The following is a 20,305-nucleotide window of genomic DNA, read 5'->3' as shown; positions in this document are numbered from 1 at the left end:
CTGGTCTAGAATAGCCCGATCGATACACCTCGTGACTGCATTCTACCCATAAACAGCCAAGAGCGGTAAACCGTGGTGCTTATCGGCCGAAACTGATGCCAAAACAAGGAAGACAATGACAGATCTCCTGCAAGAAACCCATGATCAGGCCGAAGGTCAGAAACCTCTGGTGCTGGTAGACGGCTCCTCCTATCTCTATCGGGCCTATCATGCGCTGCCACCGCTGACCAACTCCAAAGGCCAGCCGACTGGTGCGGTAAAAGGTGTGGTGAATATGCTGCGACGCTTGCAGGCGGATTACTCCGGCAGCACGGTTGTTGTGGTGTTTGATGCCAAGGGTAAAACCTTCCGGGATGATATTTATCCAGAATACAAAGCTAATCGCCCACCGATGCCGGATGATCTGCGCAGCCAGATTGAACCATTACACAACATTATTCGTGCAATGGGCCTGCCTCTGTTGGCGATTACCGGTGTTGAGGCGGACGACGTAATTGGCACTCTGGCTGTTCAAGCGACCAAAGCTGGCCTGCACACTGTCGTCTCTACCGGTGATAAAGACATGGCCCAGCTGGTCAATGAACATGTGACCCTTGTGAACACCATGTCCAACACTGTTATGGATATTCCGGGCGTTCACGAGAAGTTCTCTATCGGCCCTGAGTTGATTATCGACTTCCTGGCTTTGATGGGTGACAAGGTCGATAACATTCCAGGTGTACCGGGTGTTGGCGAAAAAACTGCTTTGGCTTTGCTGCAAGGTCTGGGTGGACTTGATTCTATTTATGCCAACCTGGATAAGGTGGCGAATCTTGGCTTCCGTGGTGCCAAGACCATGGCCAAGAAGCTGGAAGATAACAAGGAGATGGCTTACCTCTCCTACACACTGGCCACTATTGCAACTGATCTGGATGTCGGCTGTACGATTACTGATCTGGTTAACGGTGAAGACGACGGCGGCAAACTGCTTGAGTATTTTGAAGATCTGGAATTCCGTGGCTGGATTAAAGAACTCAAAGAGAATGGTGAACTGCGTCCTATGAAGGGTACTCTGGCGAACAAAGCCGGATCGCCTGCTGCCAGCGCAGAGTCGTCTGCTCCCGAGATCGTTGTTGCGGCAGCACCAACAGAAGTGGTTTATGAAACCATTCTGGAACAATCAGCCTTTGATGTCTGGCTGGAGAAACTGAAAGCGTCAGAGCTGTTCGCCTTTGATACCGAAACAACCAGCCTTAATTATATGGATGCTGAGGTCGTGGGTGTGTCCTTCGCGGTGAAAGCCGGTGAAGCCGCCTATGTACCACTGGCCCATGATTATCTGGATGCACCGCAGCAACTTGATCGTAATGCTGTTCTGGAAGCTCTCAAGCCTCTGCTGGAAGATGAGAGTCAGCGTAAGGTTGGCCAGAACCTGAAATATGATCGCAGTGTTCTGATGCGTTACGGCATTGAGCTGAAAGGCATCGCCTTCGATACCATGCTGGAGTCTTATGTTCTGGACTCCAACGGCCGCCACGATATGGATACGCTGGCGGAAAAATACCTCGGCGTTAAAACCGTCAAGTTTGAAGATATTGCTGGCAAAGGTGCCAAGCAGCTGACTTTTAACCAGATCTCTCTGGAACAGGCTGCGCCGTATGCGGCAGAAGATGCAGACATTACTCTGCGTCTGCATGAAGCTCTCTGGCCTCAGCTGGAAAAGAGCGAATCTCTGAAATCCGTGTTCACAGATATTGAAGTGCCGCTGGTTCCTATTCTGTCCCGCATTGAGCGTAATGGTGCACTGGTCGATGTGAATCTGCTGGGACAGCAGAGTATTGAGCTGGAAAAGCGTCTGTGCGAGCTACAGGATGAGGCCTGGACGGTTGCCGGTGAAGAGTTCAATCTTTCTTCGCCTAAGCAGTTGCAAGCTTTGTTGTTCGATAAGCTTGGACTGCCGGTTTTAAAGAAGACACCGAAAGGACAGCCGTCTACAGCGGAAGAGGTTTTGGTGGAGCTTTCCCATAACTTTGATCTGCCACGGTTGATTCTGGAACACCGCAGTCTGAGCAAGCTGAAGTCGACCTACACCGACAAACTGCCAAAGATGGTTTCTCCGGTCACCAATCGGGTTCATACCTCTTACCATCAGGCAGTCACAGCAACCGGACGACTGTCATCGTCTGATCCTAACCTGCAGAATATCCCGGTGCGTACGGCAGAAGGTCGTCGTATTCGTCAGGCCTTTATCGCGCCTGAAGGTTATAAGCTGGTGGCTGCGGATTACTCCCAGATTGAACTGCGCATTATGGCGCACCTGTCTGGAGATCAGGGGTTGCTGGACGCCTTCTCCCATGGACTGGATGTGCACAAAGCGACAGCGGCTGAGGTTTTCAGTGTTGGCCTGGATGAAGTGACTGCTGATCAGCGTCGCAGTGCCAAGGCAATTAACTTCGGTCTGATCTACGGCATGTCTGCTTTTGGTCTGGCCAAGCAGTTGAATATTCCGCGAGGAGACGCGCAGAAGTATGTAGAGCGCTACTTCGAGCGTTATCCGGGCGTACTGGAATATATGGATAGAACCCGTGCTCAGGCTCACGAGCAAGGCTATGTGGAAACATTGTTTGGTCGTCGTCTGCATCTTCCGGAAATCAATGCCAAGAACAAGATGCGTCAGCAGGCTGCAGAGCGTACGGCGATTAACGCACCTATGCAGGGAACTGCCGCTGACATCATCAAGAAGGCGATGATTGCCGTTGATGCCTGGCTTCAGGAGTCTTCATTGGATGCCCGCATCATTATGCAGGTACACGATGAATTGGTTTTGGAAGTGAAAGAAGAGCAGCTCGATGAGCTGGTTGTTGGTTTGAAAGCCCGTATGGCAGAAGCTGCAACTCTGGATGTTCCGCTGGTGGCTGATGCCGGCATTGGCAACAACTGGGATGAAGCTCACTAAGCGCTTCCCGTCATCAAGAGTATGAGATGCCCCAGTGTGTTGAAACACACTGGGGCATCTTTTTAGCAAGGTTACAAAGCTCGTCCTGTACTTCCCTTGAACTTCACTATACTTGCCGCCCTCATTCTGGAGCTAATGGCAGGAGGGTCAGGTTCATGGTTGAGCGAGGACGGCAATCATTCACCGCAGCGGCTGTTCTTGCCACTCTTCTGTCCGTCGCACAGGTTGCTCCGCTTTGGGCTGCTAATAATTATCTGCCTGCTCAGGATTCAGGTTCCGCATTCACGAATGAGCCTGATGCCTCTTATATTCTGCAATCTTTGCCTGTCAGCAAAAATCAGGAATTTATAGATCGTAGATGGTCAAACCGTGATACCGCTTTCCGGGTTCTTAAAGAAGAAGGTGTACGTGCCAGTGCCATTATCAGTATGGCTATTGCCGGCCGGCTGGCTTTGAGTGCTGGTGATTCTGTTCTGGCGACTTATGGTCCAGTCTGGTTCCGTCCCTGGATTGCGCCCGTTATGACGTTGGGGCTGCAGACAACCGCCGACTTCTTCTCGTCTTTATCCATGCGTGACTTTTATATGCGTGCGGGGTTTAACGCAGCGAATACCATTCTACCCGGTGATTATCTGGCGTTCTGGCGACAGATGGGTGCTTTCCTGCTGGGGCATATCTCTTTGGCGAATCAGTACTGGCCAGAGGTTCGCTCTCAGATGCGCTATGCCCATGAAGGCACTCAAAGAGTGCGCTTTATGTCGCCGATTATGGATCAGCAGATAGACCTGGAGCTGGTTGCAACCGGTATCAATATTGGTGAAAGCGCTGAGCTGGTTATGCACTTCTCTGGTGTCACACCAGAAACATTGCCAAGTACAGTTAATGAACTGGAAAACGAATGGTTCAGTCTCGCTAAAGCCTGCCTTGATCACGGAGTCACTTCCGTACGCATGAGACCGGATGGTAAAAGCACGAAAGCCATGTACATTCAGCTATGGCGGGAAGGACGGCTGTTATCCGAGACACGGTTGCCCGTAGCCGTCGACACTGAGGTTGGCAGCATATGGTTGACCGATTGGCTGACAATTAAAGAGTGGCAGGACACTCTGCCGGATCATCTTGCGGTGATCACACCTTTTTCTCACTCTGTTCTGCAGGCGATAAAAAAGCTGGTGACCGAGGGAGATGAATCATCTGCAGTGGTTATCCAAAGAGTCCCTCATGCCTTGTCTCCGGAAGGCCATCTGGCCGTATTTAGTACTGGTGGGTCTGAGGGCTATCTGCTGGTTGATCGTAACACCACACAAAACGTTGAACTTCCTGAGCTATGGCTGAACACATCGGATGCTTACCGGGAGGATATGAATATCGTCCTTGCCAAAGTTGAAGAACGGCAGGAACCAGGTCACTGGCGTGGGCTTGAAGGATTGAGCGTCGAGTTGGGAAGAAGTCTGATCACTAGAAACTTCATTTATGCGGCAATGAACTGGTTCTTGCCAGACCCCGCTGATATGGACTCGACTCCACGGCGGGGAGAAAAAAGAAAACTGCGGCGTGGACGGCAGGATGATGCCACTGATCAGCCTAGAAAGTTGAAGTCAAAACGTGGCAGTGCAACAAAAGAAAAATCGGTCCCTGCCAGTCTGGACGAGAATGGTCGCTTAAAGCTGCCACCTGAGGTGTGGGCAGAACAAAGTGATTACGAGGGTTATTACGATTACCTGCCCAGAGAATGGAAGTCAGAGGGCGACTATAGCGAGCCTATTACCGAGGCTGAGTATGCCAAGGCTCTATTGAAAGAAGCAGTGAATAAAAAGCCGGCAAGGCGCAAACGGTAATACGGACAGGCTGGGAAAAAATAAAACGGAAAAAATTTAAAATTTTTCGGAACTTTTTGGGAAGGCTGCTGTCAGAGTATATGAGAGGCAAAATTGTTTGGTGTGTGTGACGGTTTAGGCTCTCAAAACTCCTTGTGTGTTTGGTGTTAGTGTTGTTGGTTTTAGGGTTGTGTGTGCCCTGAAACCTGAAATTCAAACCGGTCATCTACCCCCAGATGACCGGTTTTTTTTGCCTGTCTTTTGACCCGTTAATCTTCGGCGGGTTCCTGATCATCAACTTCAACGATCTCTGCCTCAGCTTCTGGTGCCAGGTACCAGTGATCAAGCTGGGCAGAAAGCTCATCAATACCGACTTTGTTCAGGGAGGAGAACAGCTGTACGGTGATCAGGTCTTTATGGTCTCGCAGCTGATTGCGCAGCTTTTGCAGTGCTGCCTTCGCCGCACCGAACTTCAGCTTGTCGGACTTGGTCAACAGGATATGCAGTGGCATACCGCTGGTAATAGCCCAATCGATCATCATTTCGTCGAACTCTTTGAGTGGATGACGGATATCCACAAGCAGAACGACACCGACAAGGTTTGGACGTTCTTCCAGATAGGTTCCCAGCTCTTTCTGCCATTCCAGTTTCATGGCTTCCGGCACTTTGGCAAAGCCATAACCAGGAAGGTCGACCAGTTTGTGTTCGCCATTGTTAATGGTGAAAAAGTTAATCAACTGGGTGCGGCCAGGAGTTTTACTGGTACGAGCCAGCTTGTTGGAGCCCGTCAGTGCATTGAGAGCACTGGACTTACCCGCGTTGGAACGACCGGCAAAAGCAACCTCTCGCCCGGTAGCTGGTGGGCACTGATCAAAACGGGCTGCGCTGATCAGGAAGCTGGTCGCCCGATAGTTCAGGGAGGCATGATTTTGTGACATCGAGAGGCTCTTTACCTAAGACTAAGTTTCCAAAAACCAAATTTTTCCGGACGAAGCACTGAATTAACACCGTCCATATGAACTGTCATGTTCAGATTTGATGTTGGCATAGTATATAATGGGCTCGGCCTTAGTGTGACCCTGCTTTTTCAGGGATAATTAAAATGAAAACAAGGCTGCCTCGCGGGTACCCATTGTTGAGTTGTTCGGTCAGGTGCATCGAACATGACATCCGGCGGGTACATAAGAGATAAATAGAACAGCCAAAAGCGGAACCGTCACTCACTCATTCACTGAAAAACAGGTGGCGTCTTCCAAGTACAATAACCGGAGCCGGGTTGTGTTGATGAAAAAGTTAGTTGCGTGTTTGCTTGTAGGTCTTGGATGGGCCGGCTTGGCAGTTGCCGGGGGGGATGCCGCTGCAGGAAAGGAAAAAGTGGCGATCTGTTCAGCCTGTCATGGCCCGACGGGGCAAAGTATTGCTCCCAATTATCCGCATCTCGCCGGTCAGGGCGAAGGTTACCTGATCAAACAAATCACTGATATCAAGAATGGCGATCGTAAGATCCTCGAGATGACAGGCATGACTGACAACCTGTCTGAGCAGGATATTGCTGATATCTCCGCATTCTATGCCAGCCAGCCGGCACCTACCGGTCAGGCCACTGAAGCTTCTGTGGCTGTAGGTCAGAAACTGTGGCGTGGTGGTGATGTGGCTAAAGGCATTCCTGCCTGTTCCGCCTGTCACTCTCCAACGGGTTCCGGTAATGCTCCGGCCAAGTTCCCAGCACTGGCAGGTCAGTCTCCTGAATATATTGCCAAGCAGCTGCGTGATTTCCGTGAAGGTGATCGTGTGAATGATGGCGAAACCAAGATCATGCGTGCTGTTGCCGAGAAGCTGAGCAACAAGCAGATTGATGCTCTGAGCAGCTACATCAGCGGTCTGCGTTAATACGCAAGAGTTAACAGGACGGGAGCTATTGAGCTCCCGTTTTGCTTTTCAGTCTTCCTAAACCACCCTTTATCCCCTGCCTGCACTCATCTCCAGCAGATACCTGCTAACTTAAAATAACCAGCTTTTCGATGTGAACAGCCCCGCCTTCCTTGAATGCCCGGGGTGTCAGATGACCTGATCTGGAGATAAAAATGAACAAACTGCGGCATCTGTTTTTTCTCATGCTATCTCTGTTTGCCTTTATCGCTGCCGCAGCGGATTTTAAGGAAGGTGTCGAATACAAGGCTCTTAAACAGCCGATTCCTGTGATTAGCTCTTCAGCTGACAAGGTCGAGGTGGATACCGTGTTCTGGTATGGCTGCCCGCACTGCTTTGATCTGGCCAAACTGCAGGAAAAATGGAAAAAAGGGAAAGGTGAAGATGTCGAACTGGATGATGTACCGGTTATCTTCGGTAAACCCTGGCAGGCCCATGCCCAGCTGTTTTATGCCCTGGAAGATATGAAGTTGCTGGATAAAGCTCATTTCTCTGTCTTTGAAGCTGTTCAAGAACAGGGCCGCAGGTTGGATAATGAGAAGGATATGACTGAGTTTTTGAACAGTCGCTTTGGCGTTAAGAAAGAAGACTTCGAGCGGGCTTATGGCTCCTTCGGTGTCAGAAATCAGACCCAGAAAGCCAGTGCCATTACCCGTGGTGCCCAGCTTATGGGGGTTCCCGCTATCATTGTTGATGGGAAGTATGTTGTCGATCCCGGCATGGCTGGCGGGCTTGAAAATATGTTGAAAGTGGCGGATTTCCTGATCGATAAGGCTCGTGCTGAAAAGTCGGGCAAGGATAAAAAGGCTCCTGCAGCCCCTGCTGAAGCCAAGGAAAAACCGACCAGTTAATTTCCCGAGGTGCTGGTACTTTTCATCCTTCCAGTACCCCTTCTGCAGCATTAGGAGGATGGGCATGCCGTTGAAATCCGTTCAGAAAACTCTGCAGCGACGTATCAGGCAACGTGCACTCAACCAGAGTGGCAGTTTCAAAGCCGACCAGGTTGAAGCATCTGATCCGGACTGGAGCCAGGAAAGTCGAAGACTGGAAACCCTGCGACTATTGAGTTTTAACATCCAGGTGGGCATCACAACGCAACAGTACGGCCATTACCTGACCCGCAGCTGGCAGCATGTTCTTCCCTCTTCCTCTCGCCAAAAGAACCTCGATCGTATTGCCCGACTGCTTCGCAGCTATGATGTTGTTGCTCTGCAGGAAGCGGATGGTGGCAGTCTGCGCAGCAGTTTTATTAATCAGATTGAATATCTGGCACATCGCAGCGGCTTCCCCTGGTGGTACCAGCAGCTCAACCGCAATCTTGGACAGTTTGCCCAGCACAGTAATGGCCTGCTGACCCGCTGCCACCCAGAGTTACTTGAGGATCACAAGTTACCGGGGTTGATTCCTGGCCGAGGGGCAATTGTCGCTGAGCTGGGGGAAACCAATCCACTGCTTATTGTCATTATGCATCTGGCTTTAAGTCGGCGTGGCCGCGAGCATCAGCTGGGATATATCCGCAGGCTGATTGATGCTCACGAGCATGTGGTGCTCATGGGTGATATGAATACCCATGCCGAGCAGCTTCTTTATGACTCCCCGTTAAATGGAGCCGGTTTGCACAACGCCTCGATGGACGTTTGCACTTTTCCTAGCTGGAAACCCAAGAAGTCACTGGATCATATTCTGTTGAGTTCCAGCCTCAAGGCGGTGAGTTGTGAAGTACTGGATTTTCCCCAGTCGGATCACCTTCCGGTTGCCGTTGAAATACAGCTACCGGAAGGATTGCAGCTTATGAGCAGAAATGCTCCAACAGCTCATTAAGGAAAAGGCTGCCACGCTCAGTTGGCTGAATGCGCCGGTTATCATCAGCCAGTAACTCCTGGCTTTTCAATTTGCTGATGGCAAATTGAATATCCGACAGTTCCAGCCCTGTTCTCTCAGAATAGAGGTGAGCTTCAATACCCTGGTTTAAACGCAGGGCATTCATCATAAACTCTAAAGGCAGTTCATCCGTTTCCAGTTCACGAACCCCTGCCTGAAACGGTTTCTCTTTGATCAGCTTGCCCGCTTCAAGGTAAGCGGTTGGTTGGCGGGTTTTCCAGTTACGGTAGATAACGCCACGCTTCAGATCTGTGACCTTTCCATGTGCGCCTGCACCTATGCCGATAAAATCACCAAACTGCCAGTAGTTCAGGTTATGACGAGATTGACGTCCAGTCCGACTGTAGGCGGAAATTTCATACTGTTGTAAGCCGTGCTCAGCAAGCAGCTTCTGCCCTTCTTCCTGAATAGACCAGAGTGTTTCATCTTCCGGAAGCGTCGGAGGCTTGCTCCAGAATACGGTATTGGGCTCGATCGTCAGCTGATACCAGGACAAATGATCGGGCTTGAGCTCGATAGCCTGCTGAAGATCGGCCATCGCCATCGCTTCATCCTGACCGGGCAGACCATGCATCAAATCAAGGTTTATATTATCGAACCCGGCAGCTCGGGCCATGGCTACAGCCTTGATGGCTTCACCGCCTGAGTGAATTCTGCCCAGTTCTTGAAGACAACTGTCGTGAAAACTCTGTACACCAATGGAAAGACGGTTGATGCCAGTTTTACGGAAACCGTTAAAGCGCTCCTGCTCAAATGTTCCCGGGTTGGCTTCCATGGTGATCTCAATATCATCCGCAAAGCGCAGGTGTTGGCGCATACCATCGAAGAGCGTTTGATAGGCATCAGGGCTTAACAGACTTGGTGTTCCACCGCCGATAAAGATACTTTGTAGTTCCCTGCCCTGTACAGCCGGCAACTCACTGATCAAGTCCTGCAGCAAAGCCTCAACATAAAGCTCTTCCGGGATAACGCCATCCGCTTTATGAGAGTTGAAGTCGCAGTAGGGACACTTGCGAACACACCATGGCACATGCACATAAAGACTCAGGGGCGGCAGTTGCAGCCCCTGAGCAGGTGTAGAGGAGTTTTCAGACAAAGACAGACTCACAGGTTTTTCAGTTCTTCCAGCAGCTTGGCCATAGCCACAGCACGATGGCTCATGCTGTTTTTCTGCTCCGCAGAAAGCTCAGCGGCAGAACAGTGCATGCCCGGCACAAAGAAGACCGGATCATAGCCATGGCCGTTATCGCCCAATGGTTGCTCCAGAATATAACCCTCCCAGGAACCCTGGCAGATAACAGGAATCGGGTCATCGGCATGGCGCATATACACCAGAACACACTGGAAGCGTGCCTTGCGCAGCTCCGTTGGCACACCGTCCAGCTCGTGCAGAAGCTTCTGAATGTTGTCGATATCGGAAGCGTTTTCACCAGAGAAACGGCTGGAATAGATGCCTGGAGCGCCTTTCAGGTATTCAACCTCAAGACCGGAGTCATCAGCGATGGCTGGCAGGCCGGAGATGCGGGCAGCATGACGCGCTTTCAGGATGGCGTTTTCAACAAAGGTCAGGCCGGTTTCTTCAGCACTTTCCGTGTTGAATTCGCTCTGTACGCGCAGGGTCATATCCAGAGGTGCCAGCATCTGGCGGAACTCGGCCAGCTTGCCCATATTGCCGGTGGCAATAACAACTTCCATGGGGTCGGTCTCTTTGTCAGCGGTTGAATGGGTCAACACAGTTAATCTTCGTAAAACTTCTGGCTGAACCGTACAGTGTGGCTCAGGTTCGTGCCTTTTGGGCTGACCTTGATGGTGAAGTGCAGAACTTCATCATTGGTAATCTTGAATGAGGCGAGATAATACTTGGCATCGCCCTCATCAACCAGCCATGTTTTCAGAGTATTTTTCTGACCCATGAGGTTGGATGTTTCCGCCTGAACATCCGCTTCCACACCCTTGCCATCCTTCATGATGGATACATTAATAAGTGCCTGATTTTTTGCCCGCTCGATGCCATAACTTTTGGCGATATCTGGCGTCAGGAAGGTGCTGTTAAAGGCACTGCTGTAAACAACATAGTCGCCAAACTTCTCCTCACTTCCCATTGGCTGCGAGGCTTGCGCCGTCACTGCGAAGGCAAAAGGAAGCAGCATAGCGATCAGTGCTTTGGTGGCAAGAGCTCGGGTGGAAGGGACTCTGGCAAGGAATAGCTTCAACATACTGTTCATCCTTAACGGATAATTATCATCTGTTCTTGTTAATAGCGTGGCTATGCGCCTCAAAATACCAAAAATCTCCGGTATTGCGTACAACGGCTTGAGTCTGATGGGTTCCTGAAGGCTGAATCGTAGCTGAAAAAACAAAAAAAGGGCCGGAAAGTCCGGCCCTTATAAACAAGCGTGATAATGCTGTTAGGCCTTGGCAGGCTCTACCGCATCAATGGCTGCTGCCTCTGCCGACATGGCAGACAGCTCACCGTTCTTGTTGAACATGCCTTCCAGCATCAGGGTGATCGCACCATCGCCAGTTACGTTACAGGCAGTACCGAAGCTGTCCTGCAGGGCGAAGATAGCCAGCAGCAGAGCAACACCAGCAGGGTCAAAGCCAAGAACACCAACCACGATACCCATGGACGCCATTACAGTACCGCCAGGAACGCCTGGTGCACCTACTGCGAAGATACCGAACAGAACGATGAACATCGCCATGGTGCCAACAGGAGGCAGTGCTCCGTAAAGCATCAGGGAGATAACCATACAGAAGAAAGTCTCTGTCAGTACGGAACCACACAGGTGAATGGTTGCACCCATTGGCACCATGAAGTCGACAGTTTCCTTGCTGAGTACCTTGGACTTACGCGCGCAGCTCAGGGCGATTGGCAGAGTCGCGGCACTGGACATGGTACCTACGGCAGTCAGGTAAGCCGGGCCATAGTGCTTGAGTACTTCCAGAGGGTTCTTACCGGAAACCGCACCGGCAATACCGTACAGAACACCCAGCCAAACAGCGTGGCCCAGCAGAGCCAGAACAACAACTTTCAGGAAGACAGGCAGCTGCTGAGTCAGGGTGCCTTCATAGGCCAGACCGGCGAAAGTAGTGGCAATAAAGAATGGCAGCACAGGGATGACCATTCTCTTCACCACGATCATCATCATGTTTTCAAACTCGTTCAGAGCTTTCTCTACAGCTGTTGCCTTGGCGGCCAGAGCAGTAACACCAATCACAATCGCGGTAACCAGAGCGGTCATTACCGACATTACCGGAGGAATGTTCAGGGTGAAGGCGGCATCTGGCAGATGACGAAGGCCTTCTACAGAGGTAGGTACGGACAGGTGAGGAATAATCAGCAGGCCGGATACATAAGCCAGGGTCGCGGCGCCAACAGCGGAGAGGTAAGCAATGGTGATACCGGCACCAAGCATTTTGTTGGCGTTATGGCGCAGCTTGGTAATAGCCGGAGCAATAAACGCAATAATGACAAAAGGAATGGTATAGAAAATAAACTGACCGATGACGTATTTGAACGAGGCAACAACGGCCATTATCTGTTCATTCGCCAGCAAGCCAATCCCGATACCAACTGCGATGCCGATCAATAACTTATTGATCAGGCCCCATTCACTCTTTTCTGCACTCATGAGCAAGATTCCAGAACACAGGCATCAGACAGAACTGCGGATCAACTGATATATGATGTTCAGAAAAACCAGACCCGAACGCCAGATATAAGCAGGCCCTGCAAAAACTGCAGATACACTAATACTGTTGAAGTGATGACAAACTGAAAATTAATTCTTGGTTTTCGAGGCGGATACTATGCCTATAAGGAATGAATAATATTGATAATTATCAAGAAATATTTTGTGCATTTTTGTTTGTGATTTTTTTGTATTTCTATGCTCTTTTTTACAATACAAATAGATTTCTATTTAAGAAATGACAGCACTGATCGAGCCTGTTCTGTCATTTTTTATCAGAGCAGAGTCTCAAGTTTTAGGACTGATATGATAAATAGCGACCTCACCAAACAAGTTGGGAAGCAGTCTGGCTGGCAGGTTGTCTTTTAACTGCTGGTCAGTCACCAGTCGTCTTAAAACCCGTAGTCGTTTGCTATGACACAGATCTTCAAAGTCCTTGAAGGTACAGAAGTGAATGTTTGGTGTGTCATACCAGGAGTAAGGCATAAACTCGGAAACTGGCATACGACCATGGATGCCTAAGTGCAGGCGGCAGCGCCAGTGGCCAAAGTTAGGGAAGGTCACGATGCATTCTTTGCCGACCCGGAGCATTTCATCCAGAACCTTGTCTGGGTTATGAAGTGCCTGCAGTGCAGATGTCATCACCACCGTATCAAAGCTGCCTGACTCAAAGTTGTTAAGACCTTTGTCGATATCCTGCTCGATAACACTGACACCGCGCTCAAGGCAGGTTTGAATCTTGTCCGGATCAATCTCCAGACCATAGCCGCTTACTGACTTATCCCGCTTCAGCTGATCAAGTAACTCACCGTCGCCACAGGCCAGATCAAGCACCCGGCTTTGAGGCGGAATCCACTGGCTGATAACACTGAAATCCCGTCTCATACCGTGTACTCCTTGCTCTCTGTGGCAACCCGGTTCATCCAGGCGGACAAAGCGTTGGTGTAGCGAGGGATATCCATCAGGAACGCATCATGCCCCTGCGGTGCATCAACCTTCAGATAGCTGACATCCTTACCGGCGGTGTGCAGTGCATTCACAATCTCTTCCGACCGCTCCGGGCTAAAACGCCAGTCTGTGGTAAAAGAGATGACGAGGAAGCGGGCCTTTGCATTAGCCAGCGCTTCCACAAGGTTATGATTGTGACGACTGGCCGGGTCGTAATAATCCAGAGCCCGGGTCATTAACAGGTAGGTGTTGGCGTCGAAGCGTTTGGTGAAAGATTCACCCTGATAGCGCAGGTAGCTTTCCACCTGAAACTCGGCACCATAATCAAATTGAAAGTCGGTGACTTTTCTGTCCCGATCGAACTTTGCCTTCATGGCATCATCGGAAAGATAAGTGATATGCCCAACCATTCGGGCCAGCCCAAGACCGGAAGCAGGTAGAGTTTCCGACTCAAGATAGCGTCCTTCCAGAAACTGCGGGTCGGACATGATGGCCTGTCGGGCTACCTCGTTAAAGGCGATATTCTGCGCGGAGAGCTTGGGAGCCGAGGCGATAACCGCCGCATGTCGAACCCTGTCCGGAAAGCGAATTGTCCACTCCAGAACCTGCATGCCACCAAGGCTGCCGCCAACGATGGCAGCCCATTGGGTAATACCTAAACGATCAGCAAGGAGGGCGTGGCTCTCTACCCAGTCCTCAACCGTAACTACGGGAAAGTCTGGCCCCCAGGGTTTACCGGTTTCCGGGTTGATACTGACCGGGCCAGTGCTGCCCCGGCAACCGCCAAGATTATTCAGGCTGACAACATAGAACTGGTTGGTATCAATGGCTTTGCCCGGGCCAATGGCACTGTCCCACCATCCCGGCTTGCGATCATCTTCCGAATGATAACCGGCCGCGTGGTGATCACCGCTGAGTGCATGGCAGATCAGGACCGCATTGCTGGCACTCTTATTCAGCTCACCATAGGTTTCAATAACCAGATCAAACTGCTCCAACATTCGACCACAGCTCAGGGCTAACGGCTGATCGAAATGGAGGGTCTCCGGGGTAACGAGACCCACGCTGCTGTCGGGGAAGCTCCTCGTGACAACAGGCTCGGACGGCGCTTGCGAGTGATCCGGCATCTTTATTATTCAGGTATTATTTCAGTGCAATGTTGCAGGCAGTCTAAATACCCCCTGCGATACGCGCAACATACAGTCATGCATGAAGCGCGCTTTGGGCGCAGAGTGAGCTGTTAGGCGATAGCTGCACCGGTGTGCAGATGGATAACATTACCAATGCGGCTGGCCGGTGATGGCCGACGTACTTCTTTAATCAGATTATCGACTTGAGCCAGTTGCAGTTCGGTTTCCTGAATAAAACCATCTAGCTTGCCCATCAAGTGTTCGCGGCTGGAATCGTTCAGAGTCAAAGCCCGAATCTGAATCAGCTGTTGCTCGATATACTGCTTCTGCTCAAACGCGTTCTGAGTGAGAGGTCGCAGAGCATTATCTGCCCATTCCCGTGCATCTCTGGCCATTCTGTCGTTCAGCATGGCCACTTCCATAGCAATCGTATTGAGGAAGCGTCTGGCCACATTGCTCTGGCTGGACATAACGGTGCTGAAGCGCTTGCGGAAGCTGTTAGCCCGACGACGAATGGTATCCAGCTCGTTGATATATTCGTGGGTCGTGAATGGCTTTGGTTCTAGAGGGTTGTCTTTCGACAGGCTTCTGTGACGCTCATAGATGGAGCTGATCAATCTGTTAGCCAGTCGTGCTTCCGTACCCAGTGTATAAATGTCGTCGTGTATCAAATGAAAGAACTTGATGATCGCATGGTTCATACCAGCCGTAGTCAGGCTGGCATTCATTTGGGACTCGACTTTCATCAAGCGATTACGGAACACCTGTGGACGACAGGCGCTGCTTAATGCTTCGCCCTGACGTTTAATTAGTCGCTGGCTGGATTTAATCGACAGCAGACGGTGATGATGCTGGGTATGCAGCTCACGGGTTCGGGTTGTCAGTTCCGAGATCATGTAGAGATTGTTCTTGTGACTGCTGCTCATGCGCCACTGCTGAGCGGTCATTTCTTTAAGGCGCTTTTGCAGAGCGAGGCGGCTATTTTCCAGTTGAGCATGGAGTGGTTTAACAATGTGCTGGCTGATCAGTGCCTGCTGGCGACCGACGAGTTCCTGAGCCAACAGTTGCTCAAGGGCCATAATGCCACTTTGCTCGAGCACCTCAGGACTATCCTGAACACGTCCCTGCAAAGCCTTGCGAGCAGACATCGGTAAAACATCATTGACCGGAATATCCAGCTGGCGGGCTGTTGTCTGGCGGATGTCTTCTATCATCGCCGTAATCTGCTCGTTCGGGATCAGGTCATCGTAAAGGGAATCCACCTTGTTCAGAACGGCAAACAAGTTTGACGGACGCTGACCGTGTATCTGACGGATATAGTCATCCCAGACCTGCTTGTCGCTGGCAGTTACACCGGTATCGGCACTGAGCAGATAAACAATGACATCCGCAGAAGGCAGCATGCTCATGGTCAGCTCAGGCTCTGAACCCAGTGCATTAAATCCTGGAGTATCAAGAATCCGCAGGCCTTGCTGAAGCAGAGGATGCTGGATATTGATCATCGCGTGCCGCCAGGCAGGAATAGAAACCTTGTTGGGGTTATCCGGACAAAGGTCCAGATGCTCAGGGTTGAAACCAAGCTTTATGGCATCACTGCGGGAAACCTGTTTGGTATGGGCAATGGAGTCCAGAACCTGGGAAATCTCAACGGCATCGCCGCTCTCCAGCTTTACTTCGTGCCAGACAGTCCGGTCGTTTTGTAGTTGCTGAATGCTTTTATCGCACAGACGGGTTTCAACAGGCAGAAGCCTGAGGCTTTGAGGGCGTGAGGGATTAAAGAATATTTCTGTCGGGCACATGGTTGTCCGACCTGCCCGTGATGGCAGCAGACGGTTACCAAGCCCTGAAAATAACAGAGCGTTGATCAGTTCTGTTTTTCCCCGGGAAAACTCACCGACAAAAGCCAGCGTCACATTATTGCTGGACAGGGTCTTGCGGCAGCTGGACAGCTGACTGGCGATGTCTGTAGAGAAAAGCTGGTTATGCTCAAGCCAGGCCTGATAACGGTTGACCTGGATAAGCAGTGACTTTTTCCATGCCAGGTGTGCCGCAATGCCTTTATTCAGCTCAAACACCTGTATCCTCCCCCGAGAAGTTTGCTCTGCAGTTTTCCTGCCTGCAGTTTATTTTTTCACCATTATACAGTTATCGAGCTTTTCTCCTAGACGTCAGCTGCCCATTTCCGACCCTGTTATTCCTGAATATGTATGAGGTCAGTAATCAGCTCATAAAGTTTTTCGACACTGGATTCCCGGGTTGGTGTCAGGAATATGGTGTCATCGCCGCCTACACAGCCAAGAATGCCACTGGAACGGCCAAGAGAATCCATCAGACGGGCAACAATCTGGGCTGCTGCTGGTGTCGTCTTGATGATGACCAGACAATCGTTGTAGTCGACTTCGGTAATAAGGGTTGCGAGAGAGGAATCAATGGAAGGAGTCTGGAACTCCTGAGGGAGGGCGTACTTCAGTTCTTTACGGGCGTTTCGGGTTCGGACTGCCCCGAGGTTATGGAGGATACGGGAGACTTTGGACTGGTTGATGTCTGAGTAGCCCTTCTCCTTTAACGCTTCAATGATCTCTCCCTGAGAACTGAACTGGTGCTCGGTAATGAGCATTTTCAGAACATGCACCAGCTCTTTGTCTAGCACGCGCATTTATGTACCTCCATTTGCTTTTTCATTCCAGGCTAAAAAGCCCGGTAATCCCGGGCTTTTTAGAACTTGATTGGTGTTAGAGCACTGCTGCACTCAGGAAGCCCATGGTGATAAGGGCAAGCATACCGAGAAGCGGGAGCATAAATTTGATCCAGGTCACCAGAGGTACGCGTCCGATGGACAGAGCCGCCACAACCACACCGGAAGTCGGGGTGATCAGGTTGGTCCAGCCACTGGCTGTCTGGTAAGCGGTAACCGCCAGATCACGACCTACGCCGGCAAAGTCAGCAAGCGGTGCCATGATTGGCATGGAGAACACAGCCAGACCGGAAGAAGACGGGATGAAGAATGACAGGATGATGTGAATCCAGTACATCACGTTCACAAACAGTACGGAGGACATCTCCGCAAGTGTCTGTTCACCCCAGTTCAGAATGGTGCCAGTGATCAGGCCACCATCCATCACAATGCCGATTCCGCGGGCGATACCAAGAATCAGTACAACACCCAGAATATCGCGGCAGCCATCAACAAAGTTATCAACAAACTTTTCTTCGTTAATCTGGCCGAGGAAGGCAGCGATAATAGAGGATGCCAGGAACAGTACGGACATCTCGGTCATCCACCATCCGGCAGAAGCCACACCCCAGATCATGATGGCAAAGGTCAGGCCGAACAGAACCAGGATGGCTTTGTGGCGACCGGTGAACTCCAGATTGCCACTGTCTTCTTTCTTCTTAAGGAAGTGCTGCTTGTTGGACTCAGCCAGATCTGCAACAACAGACAGTGCGGCATTGGCTTTCACCTTCTGGGCGTAGCGCATTACGTAGCCAACAGCGACCACAAAGCTGACCACCAGAATACCAACGCGCATCATCAGGCCGTCAGTGAAAGGAATGCCGGAAGCATCAGAGGCAATAACTGTGGCAAACGGGTTGATGGTCGAACCCAGTACGCCGATACCTGAACCCAGCAGCACAATCGCTACACCGGTTACTGCGTCGTAGCCGGAAGCGATAATGATGGGGATAACCAGCATATAGAAAGGAATAGTCTCTTCCGCCATACCGTATACGGTGCCGCCTGCCGCAAAGAAAAACATCAGGATTGGAATCATCATCAATTCCTTGCCTTCCATCTTCTTCACAGCCGCATTAATACCGGAGTCGATCGCACCGGTTGCGGTGATGATCATCAGAAAGCCACCAATCACCATGATGAACAGGCCCAGGTCGATACTGCCCTGAATACCAACGATTGGAGCGGTCAGGATTTCCAGCAGACCCTGCGGGTTGCTCTCTGTTGACATATAAGTGCCGGCAACCGCGACTTCCCTTCCCAGATCCTCGTTCATTACGGTTTCGTATTTACCGGCTGGAACAATCCAGGTCATCAACGCCATAAAGGCAATAAGAAGAAAAAGAATCGTATAAGCGGAAGGTAATTTAAATTTTTTCTTTTCGGTAATGGCATCATTACCAGATGCGGCTATTTCAGACATAACTTCTCCAGGACTCCTCAAGGGTAATTAAGAGGCCTTCTGAAAAAACACACATGAATAAAATAACCTGGCATTGACCGGTTAATATTTTTTTCAGCAGGCCTTTAAGGTTGCTGCGGAGTTTATTCTTTGTTTATTTAATATTTTTGACGCAGGTCAACAGTCTAACGTCGTTCATTTCAAACTTGATTACGGTCAAAAAATGTGTGGGTTTGTTGTTTTTGTTCGTTATTCATTAAAAAAGGCTTTTGGTGGCGGTCAACGGTTGAATAAGTGGATAGCTTGTTTCTCATAACGCATAAAGCATCGAAATAATCCTCTTATAGTGGATAACCGAAATAAAAAAGGCTGATTCAGATCAATAACCCCATTTTTGGCAGGCATAGACTGAGTCGCAACTGAAGGGCAGACCCCATCGGATAGAAGTGTTTGGGTATGGGGGAGCCTGTTTTTTCTGGACATCAGTTTGTCATTTTTCAGGAACAAAATGTTTGTTTCTTTAGTGGTGGATTGATGCCGTTTTCATCAAAAAAATCCTGATTATTTCTAGAGAAGTATTAATCAATTAAAGGTGGTAACGATGAAAGATTTCTATGTTGGTTCTGAAGTTGGTCAATTAAGAAAGGTTATTCTACATCGACCAGATCTGTGTCTTAATAGACTGACTCCATCTAACTGTGAATCACTTCTGTTTGATGATGTTCTGCGTATTGAATTGGCTGGCAAAGAACACGATGCCTTCCAGAAAGTATTAAGAGATAACGGCACTGAAGTTTTCCTGCTGCACGATCTGCTGGAAGAAACTCTGGCGAGTACCGAAGCCAAAAACTGGATCCTGGATCACCAGGTGAATAAAAACCGCTTCGGTAATGATCTAGCCAAAGATGTTCGCTCTCACCTGAGCAGCATGGATAACGACAACCTGGCTCGTTACCTGATCGGTGGTCTGAGTGTATCTGAGCTGGATAGCAGTCTGTCCAAGAGCATGACTCTGGACATGATGAGCCCTAGCGACTTCCTGATCGACCCTATTCCTAACCATCTGTTCACCCGTGATACCTCCTGCTGGATCTACGGCGGTGTCTCCATGAACCCAATGGCCAAGGCAGCCCGTAAGCGTGAAACCGTTCACCTGCGCGCTATCTACAACCATCACCCAATGTTCAAGAACTCTGACTTCTTCACCTACTTCGGTGATGACGATCAGAACTATGACCTGTCCACCATTGAAGGCGGCGACGTTCTGGTAATTGGTCGTGGAACTGTACTGATCGGTATGTCCGAACGTACCACTCCACAAGGTGTTGAGCAGCTGTCCCGTGCACTGTTCATGACCGGCCAGGCCAAGAAGGTTATCGCTCTGGAACTGCCTAAGGCACGTAGCTGCATGCACTTGGATACCGTGTTCACCCACATGGATATCGACTGCTTCACCTACTACCCAGACATCATGAAGGGCGACATCGCGTGCTGGGAACTGACCATGGGCGATAACGAAGAGCTGGTGACCACCCGCGTTAAGGATGGCTTCATCAAGGCTATCGAACGTTCCCTGGGTGTTTCCGAGCTGCGTCTGATCCCAACCGGTGGCGACATCTACGAAGCCGAGCGTGAGCAGTGGAACGATGCCAACAACGTTCTGGCGGTTCGTCCAGGTGTGGTTGTGACTTATGAGCGCAACATTCACACCATCAAGAACATGCAGGCTGCCGGTATCGAAGTACTCACCATTCCTGGTGAAGACCTGGGCCGCGGACGTGGTGGTGCTCGCTGCATGAGCTGCCCAATCCAGCGTGACGATATCTAAGTCTCC

At 50.4% G+C, this 20,305-nt stretch carries 16 protein-coding genes; 6 read left to right on the top strand and 10 right to left on the bottom strand.

Annotated features, from left to right (window positions below):
- The first annotated feature begins 115 nt into the window (after positions 1 to 115).
- Positions 116 to 2,935 (top strand): DNA polymerase I, encoded by a 2,820-nt coding sequence (gene polA / locus EHSB41UT_RS10680; RefSeq protein ID WP_087109576.1) that lies wholly within the window; start codon positions 116 to 118, stop codon positions 2,933 to 2,935.
- A 155-nt stretch (positions 2,936 to 3,090) separates the two neighbouring features.
- Positions 3,091 to 4,773 (top strand): hypothetical protein, encoded by a 1,683-nt coding sequence (locus EHSB41UT_RS10675; protein WP_087109574.1) that lies wholly within the window; start codon positions 3,091 to 3,093, stop codon positions 4,771 to 4,773.
- Positions 4,774 to 5,021: 248 nt separating this feature from the next.
- Here the strand turns inward: EHSB41UT_RS10675 and yihA are convergent, their stop codons facing one another.
- Positions 5,022 to 5,690 carry a ribosome biogenesis GTP-binding protein YihA/YsxC gene (gene yihA, locus EHSB41UT_RS10670; protein WP_087109572.1) on the bottom strand — a complete coding sequence of 223 codons (669 nt, stop codon included), beginning with the start codon at positions 5,688 to 5,690 and terminating at the stop codon, positions 5,022 to 5,024.
- A gap of 346 nt (positions 5,691 to 6,036) precedes the next feature.
- On the opposite strand from yihA, the gene EHSB41UT_RS10665 reads away from it, so the two are divergent.
- The 3 genes from EHSB41UT_RS10665 to EHSB41UT_RS10655 all read left to right on the top strand — a co-directional run bounded on the left by EHSB41UT_RS10665 (position 6,037) and on the right by EHSB41UT_RS10655 (position 8,502).
- Positions 6,037 to 6,642 carry a c-type cytochrome gene (locus EHSB41UT_RS10665; protein WP_087109570.1) on the top strand — a complete coding sequence of 202 codons (606 nt, stop codon included), beginning with the start codon at positions 6,037 to 6,039 and terminating at the stop codon, positions 6,640 to 6,642.
- Positions 6,643 to 6,836: 194 nt separating this feature from the next.
- Positions 6,837 to 7,532, top strand: coding sequence for a thiol:disulfide interchange protein DsbA/DsbL (locus EHSB41UT_RS10660; protein WP_087109568.1), 696 nt, complete (start codon positions 6,837 to 6,839; stop codon positions 7,530 to 7,532).
- Between the two features lie 64 nt (positions 7,533 to 7,596).
- Positions 7,597 to 8,502: an endonuclease/exonuclease/phosphatase family protein gene (locus tag EHSB41UT_RS10655; RefSeq protein WP_087109872.1), complete on the top strand. Its 906-nt coding sequence runs from the start codon at positions 7,597 to 7,599 to the stop codon at positions 8,500 to 8,502.
- Here the strand turns inward: EHSB41UT_RS10655 and hemW are convergent.
- The 9 genes from hemW to EHSB41UT_RS10610 all read right to left on the bottom strand — a co-directional run bounded on the left by hemW (position 8,471) and on the right by EHSB41UT_RS10610 (position 18,492).
- Complete coding sequence (gene hemW, locus EHSB41UT_RS10650) at positions 8,471 to 9,658, bottom strand: radical SAM family heme chaperone HemW (protein ID WP_242667278.1); 1,188 nt, start codon at positions 9,656 to 9,658, stop codon at positions 8,471 to 8,473. The two genes, EHSB41UT_RS10655 and hemW, sit on opposite strands and share 32 nt — an antisense overlap.
- A gap of 8 nt (positions 9,659 to 9,666) precedes the next feature.
- Positions 9,667 to 10,257, bottom strand: a complete 591-nt coding sequence (gene rdgB / locus EHSB41UT_RS10645; RefSeq protein WP_087109871.1) for an RdgB/HAM1 family non-canonical purine NTP pyrophosphatase — start codon at positions 10,255 to 10,257, stop codon at positions 9,667 to 9,669.
- Between the two features lie 41 nt (positions 10,258 to 10,298).
- Positions 10,299 to 10,778 carry a DUF4426 domain-containing protein gene (locus tag EHSB41UT_RS10640; protein WP_165767220.1) on the bottom strand — a complete coding sequence of 160 codons (480 nt, stop codon included), beginning with the start codon at positions 10,776 to 10,778 and terminating at the stop codon, positions 10,299 to 10,301.
- 192 nt (positions 10,779 to 10,970) lie between these two features.
- Complete coding sequence (locus EHSB41UT_RS10635; protein ID WP_087109565.1) at positions 10,971 to 12,197, bottom strand: dicarboxylate/amino acid:cation symporter; 1,227 nt, start codon at positions 12,195 to 12,197, stop codon at positions 10,971 to 10,973.
- 348 nt (positions 12,198 to 12,545) lie between these two features.
- Positions 12,546 to 13,142 (bottom strand): methionine biosynthesis protein MetW, encoded by a 597-nt coding sequence (metW, locus tag EHSB41UT_RS10630; protein WP_087109563.1) that lies wholly within the window; start codon positions 13,140 to 13,142, stop codon positions 12,546 to 12,548.
- Positions 13,139 to 14,332 (bottom strand): homoserine O-succinyltransferase MetX, encoded by a 1,194-nt coding sequence (gene metX, locus EHSB41UT_RS10625; protein ID WP_087109561.1) that lies wholly within the window; start codon positions 14,330 to 14,332, stop codon positions 13,139 to 13,141. Before metX ends, metW begins: the two co-directional genes overlap by 4 nt.
- A gap of 113 nt (positions 14,333 to 14,445) precedes the next feature.
- Entirely contained in the window at positions 14,446 to 16,410 is a 1,965-nt protein-coding gene (locus EHSB41UT_RS10620) for a dynamin family protein (protein ID WP_165767219.1), read from the bottom strand.
- Positions 16,411 to 16,526: 116 nt separating this feature from the next.
- A complete protein-coding gene (locus EHSB41UT_RS10615; RefSeq protein ID WP_087109557.1) occupies positions 16,527 to 16,991 on the bottom strand; it encodes an arginine repressor in 465 nt (154 codons plus the stop codon).
- 76 nt (positions 16,992 to 17,067) lie between these two features.
- Entirely contained in the window at positions 17,068 to 18,492 is a 1,425-nt protein-coding gene (locus tag EHSB41UT_RS10610; protein ID WP_087109556.1) for a YfcC family protein, read from the bottom strand.
- A 580-nt stretch (positions 18,493 to 19,072) separates the two neighbouring features.
- Between EHSB41UT_RS10610 and arcA the strand changes: the two genes are divergently transcribed.
- A complete protein-coding gene (arcA, locus tag EHSB41UT_RS10605; RefSeq protein WP_087109554.1) occupies positions 19,073 to 20,299 on the top strand; it encodes an arginine deiminase in 1,227 nt (408 codons plus the stop codon).
- Positions 20,300 to 20,305: the final 6 nt, after the last annotated feature.

It is taken from the genome of Parendozoicomonas haliclonae, assembly GCF_900174585.1.
Lineage (GTDB): Bacteria > Pseudomonadota > Gammaproteobacteria > Pseudomonadales > Endozoicomonadaceae > Sansalvadorimonas > Sansalvadorimonas haliclonae.
The sequence above is the reverse complement of the archived record's forward strand: the minus strand, read 5'-3'. Positions and strand labels throughout refer to the sequence as shown.

What these genes read in the sequence shown, in the direction of transcription:
- EHSB41UT_RS10665 (WP_087109570.1), top strand. Translation starts at nt 6,037, where the DNA reads ATGAAAAAGTTAGTTGCGTGTTTGCTTGTAGGTCTTGGATGGGCCGGC.
- EHSB41UT_RS10635 (WP_087109565.1), bottom strand. Translation starts at nt 12,197, where the DNA reads ATGAGTGCAGAAAAGAGTGAATGGGGCCTGATCAATAAGTTATTGATC.
- EHSB41UT_RS10610 (WP_087109556.1), bottom strand. Translation starts at nt 18,492, where the DNA reads ATGTCTGAAATAGCCGCATCTGGTAATGATGCCATTACCGAAAAGAAA.
- arcA (WP_087109554.1), top strand. Translation starts at nt 19,073, where the DNA reads ATGAAAGATTTCTATGTTGGTTCTGAAGTTGGTCAATTAAGAAAGGTT.
- metW (WP_087109563.1), bottom strand. Translation starts at nt 13,142, where the DNA reads ATGAGACGGGATTTCAGTGTTATCAGCCAGTGGATTCCGCCTCAAAGC.
- polA (WP_087109576.1), top strand. Translation starts at nt 116, where the DNA reads ATGACAGATCTCCTGCAAGAAACCCATGATCAGGCCGAAGGTCAGAAA.
- yihA (WP_087109572.1), bottom strand. Translation starts at nt 5,690, where the DNA reads ATGTCACAAAATCATGCCTCCCTGAACTATCGGGCGACCAGCTTCCTG.
- EHSB41UT_RS10655 (WP_087109872.1), top strand. Translation starts at nt 7,597, where the DNA reads ATGCCGTTGAAATCCGTTCAGAAAACTCTGCAGCGACGTATCAGGCAA.
- metX (WP_087109561.1), bottom strand. Translation starts at nt 14,332, where the DNA reads ATGCCGGATCACTCGCAAGCGCCGTCCGAGCCTGTTGTCACGAGGAGC.
- EHSB41UT_RS10615 (WP_087109557.1), bottom strand. Translation starts at nt 16,991, where the DNA reads ATGCGCGTGCTAGACAAAGAGCTGGTGCATGTTCTGAAAATGCTCATT.
- EHSB41UT_RS10640 (WP_165767220.1), bottom strand. Translation starts at nt 10,778, where the DNA reads ATGTTGAAGCTATTCCTTGCCAGAGTCCCTTCCACCCGAGCTCTTGCC.
- EHSB41UT_RS10660 (WP_087109568.1), top strand. Translation starts at nt 6,837, where the DNA reads ATGAACAAACTGCGGCATCTGTTTTTTCTCATGCTATCTCTGTTTGCC.
- rdgB (WP_087109871.1), bottom strand. Translation starts at nt 10,257, where the DNA reads ATGGAAGTTGTTATTGCCACCGGCAATATGGGCAAGCTGGCCGAGTTC.
- EHSB41UT_RS10675 (WP_087109574.1), top strand. Translation starts at nt 3,091, where the DNA reads ATGGTTGAGCGAGGACGGCAATCATTCACCGCAGCGGCTGTTCTTGCC.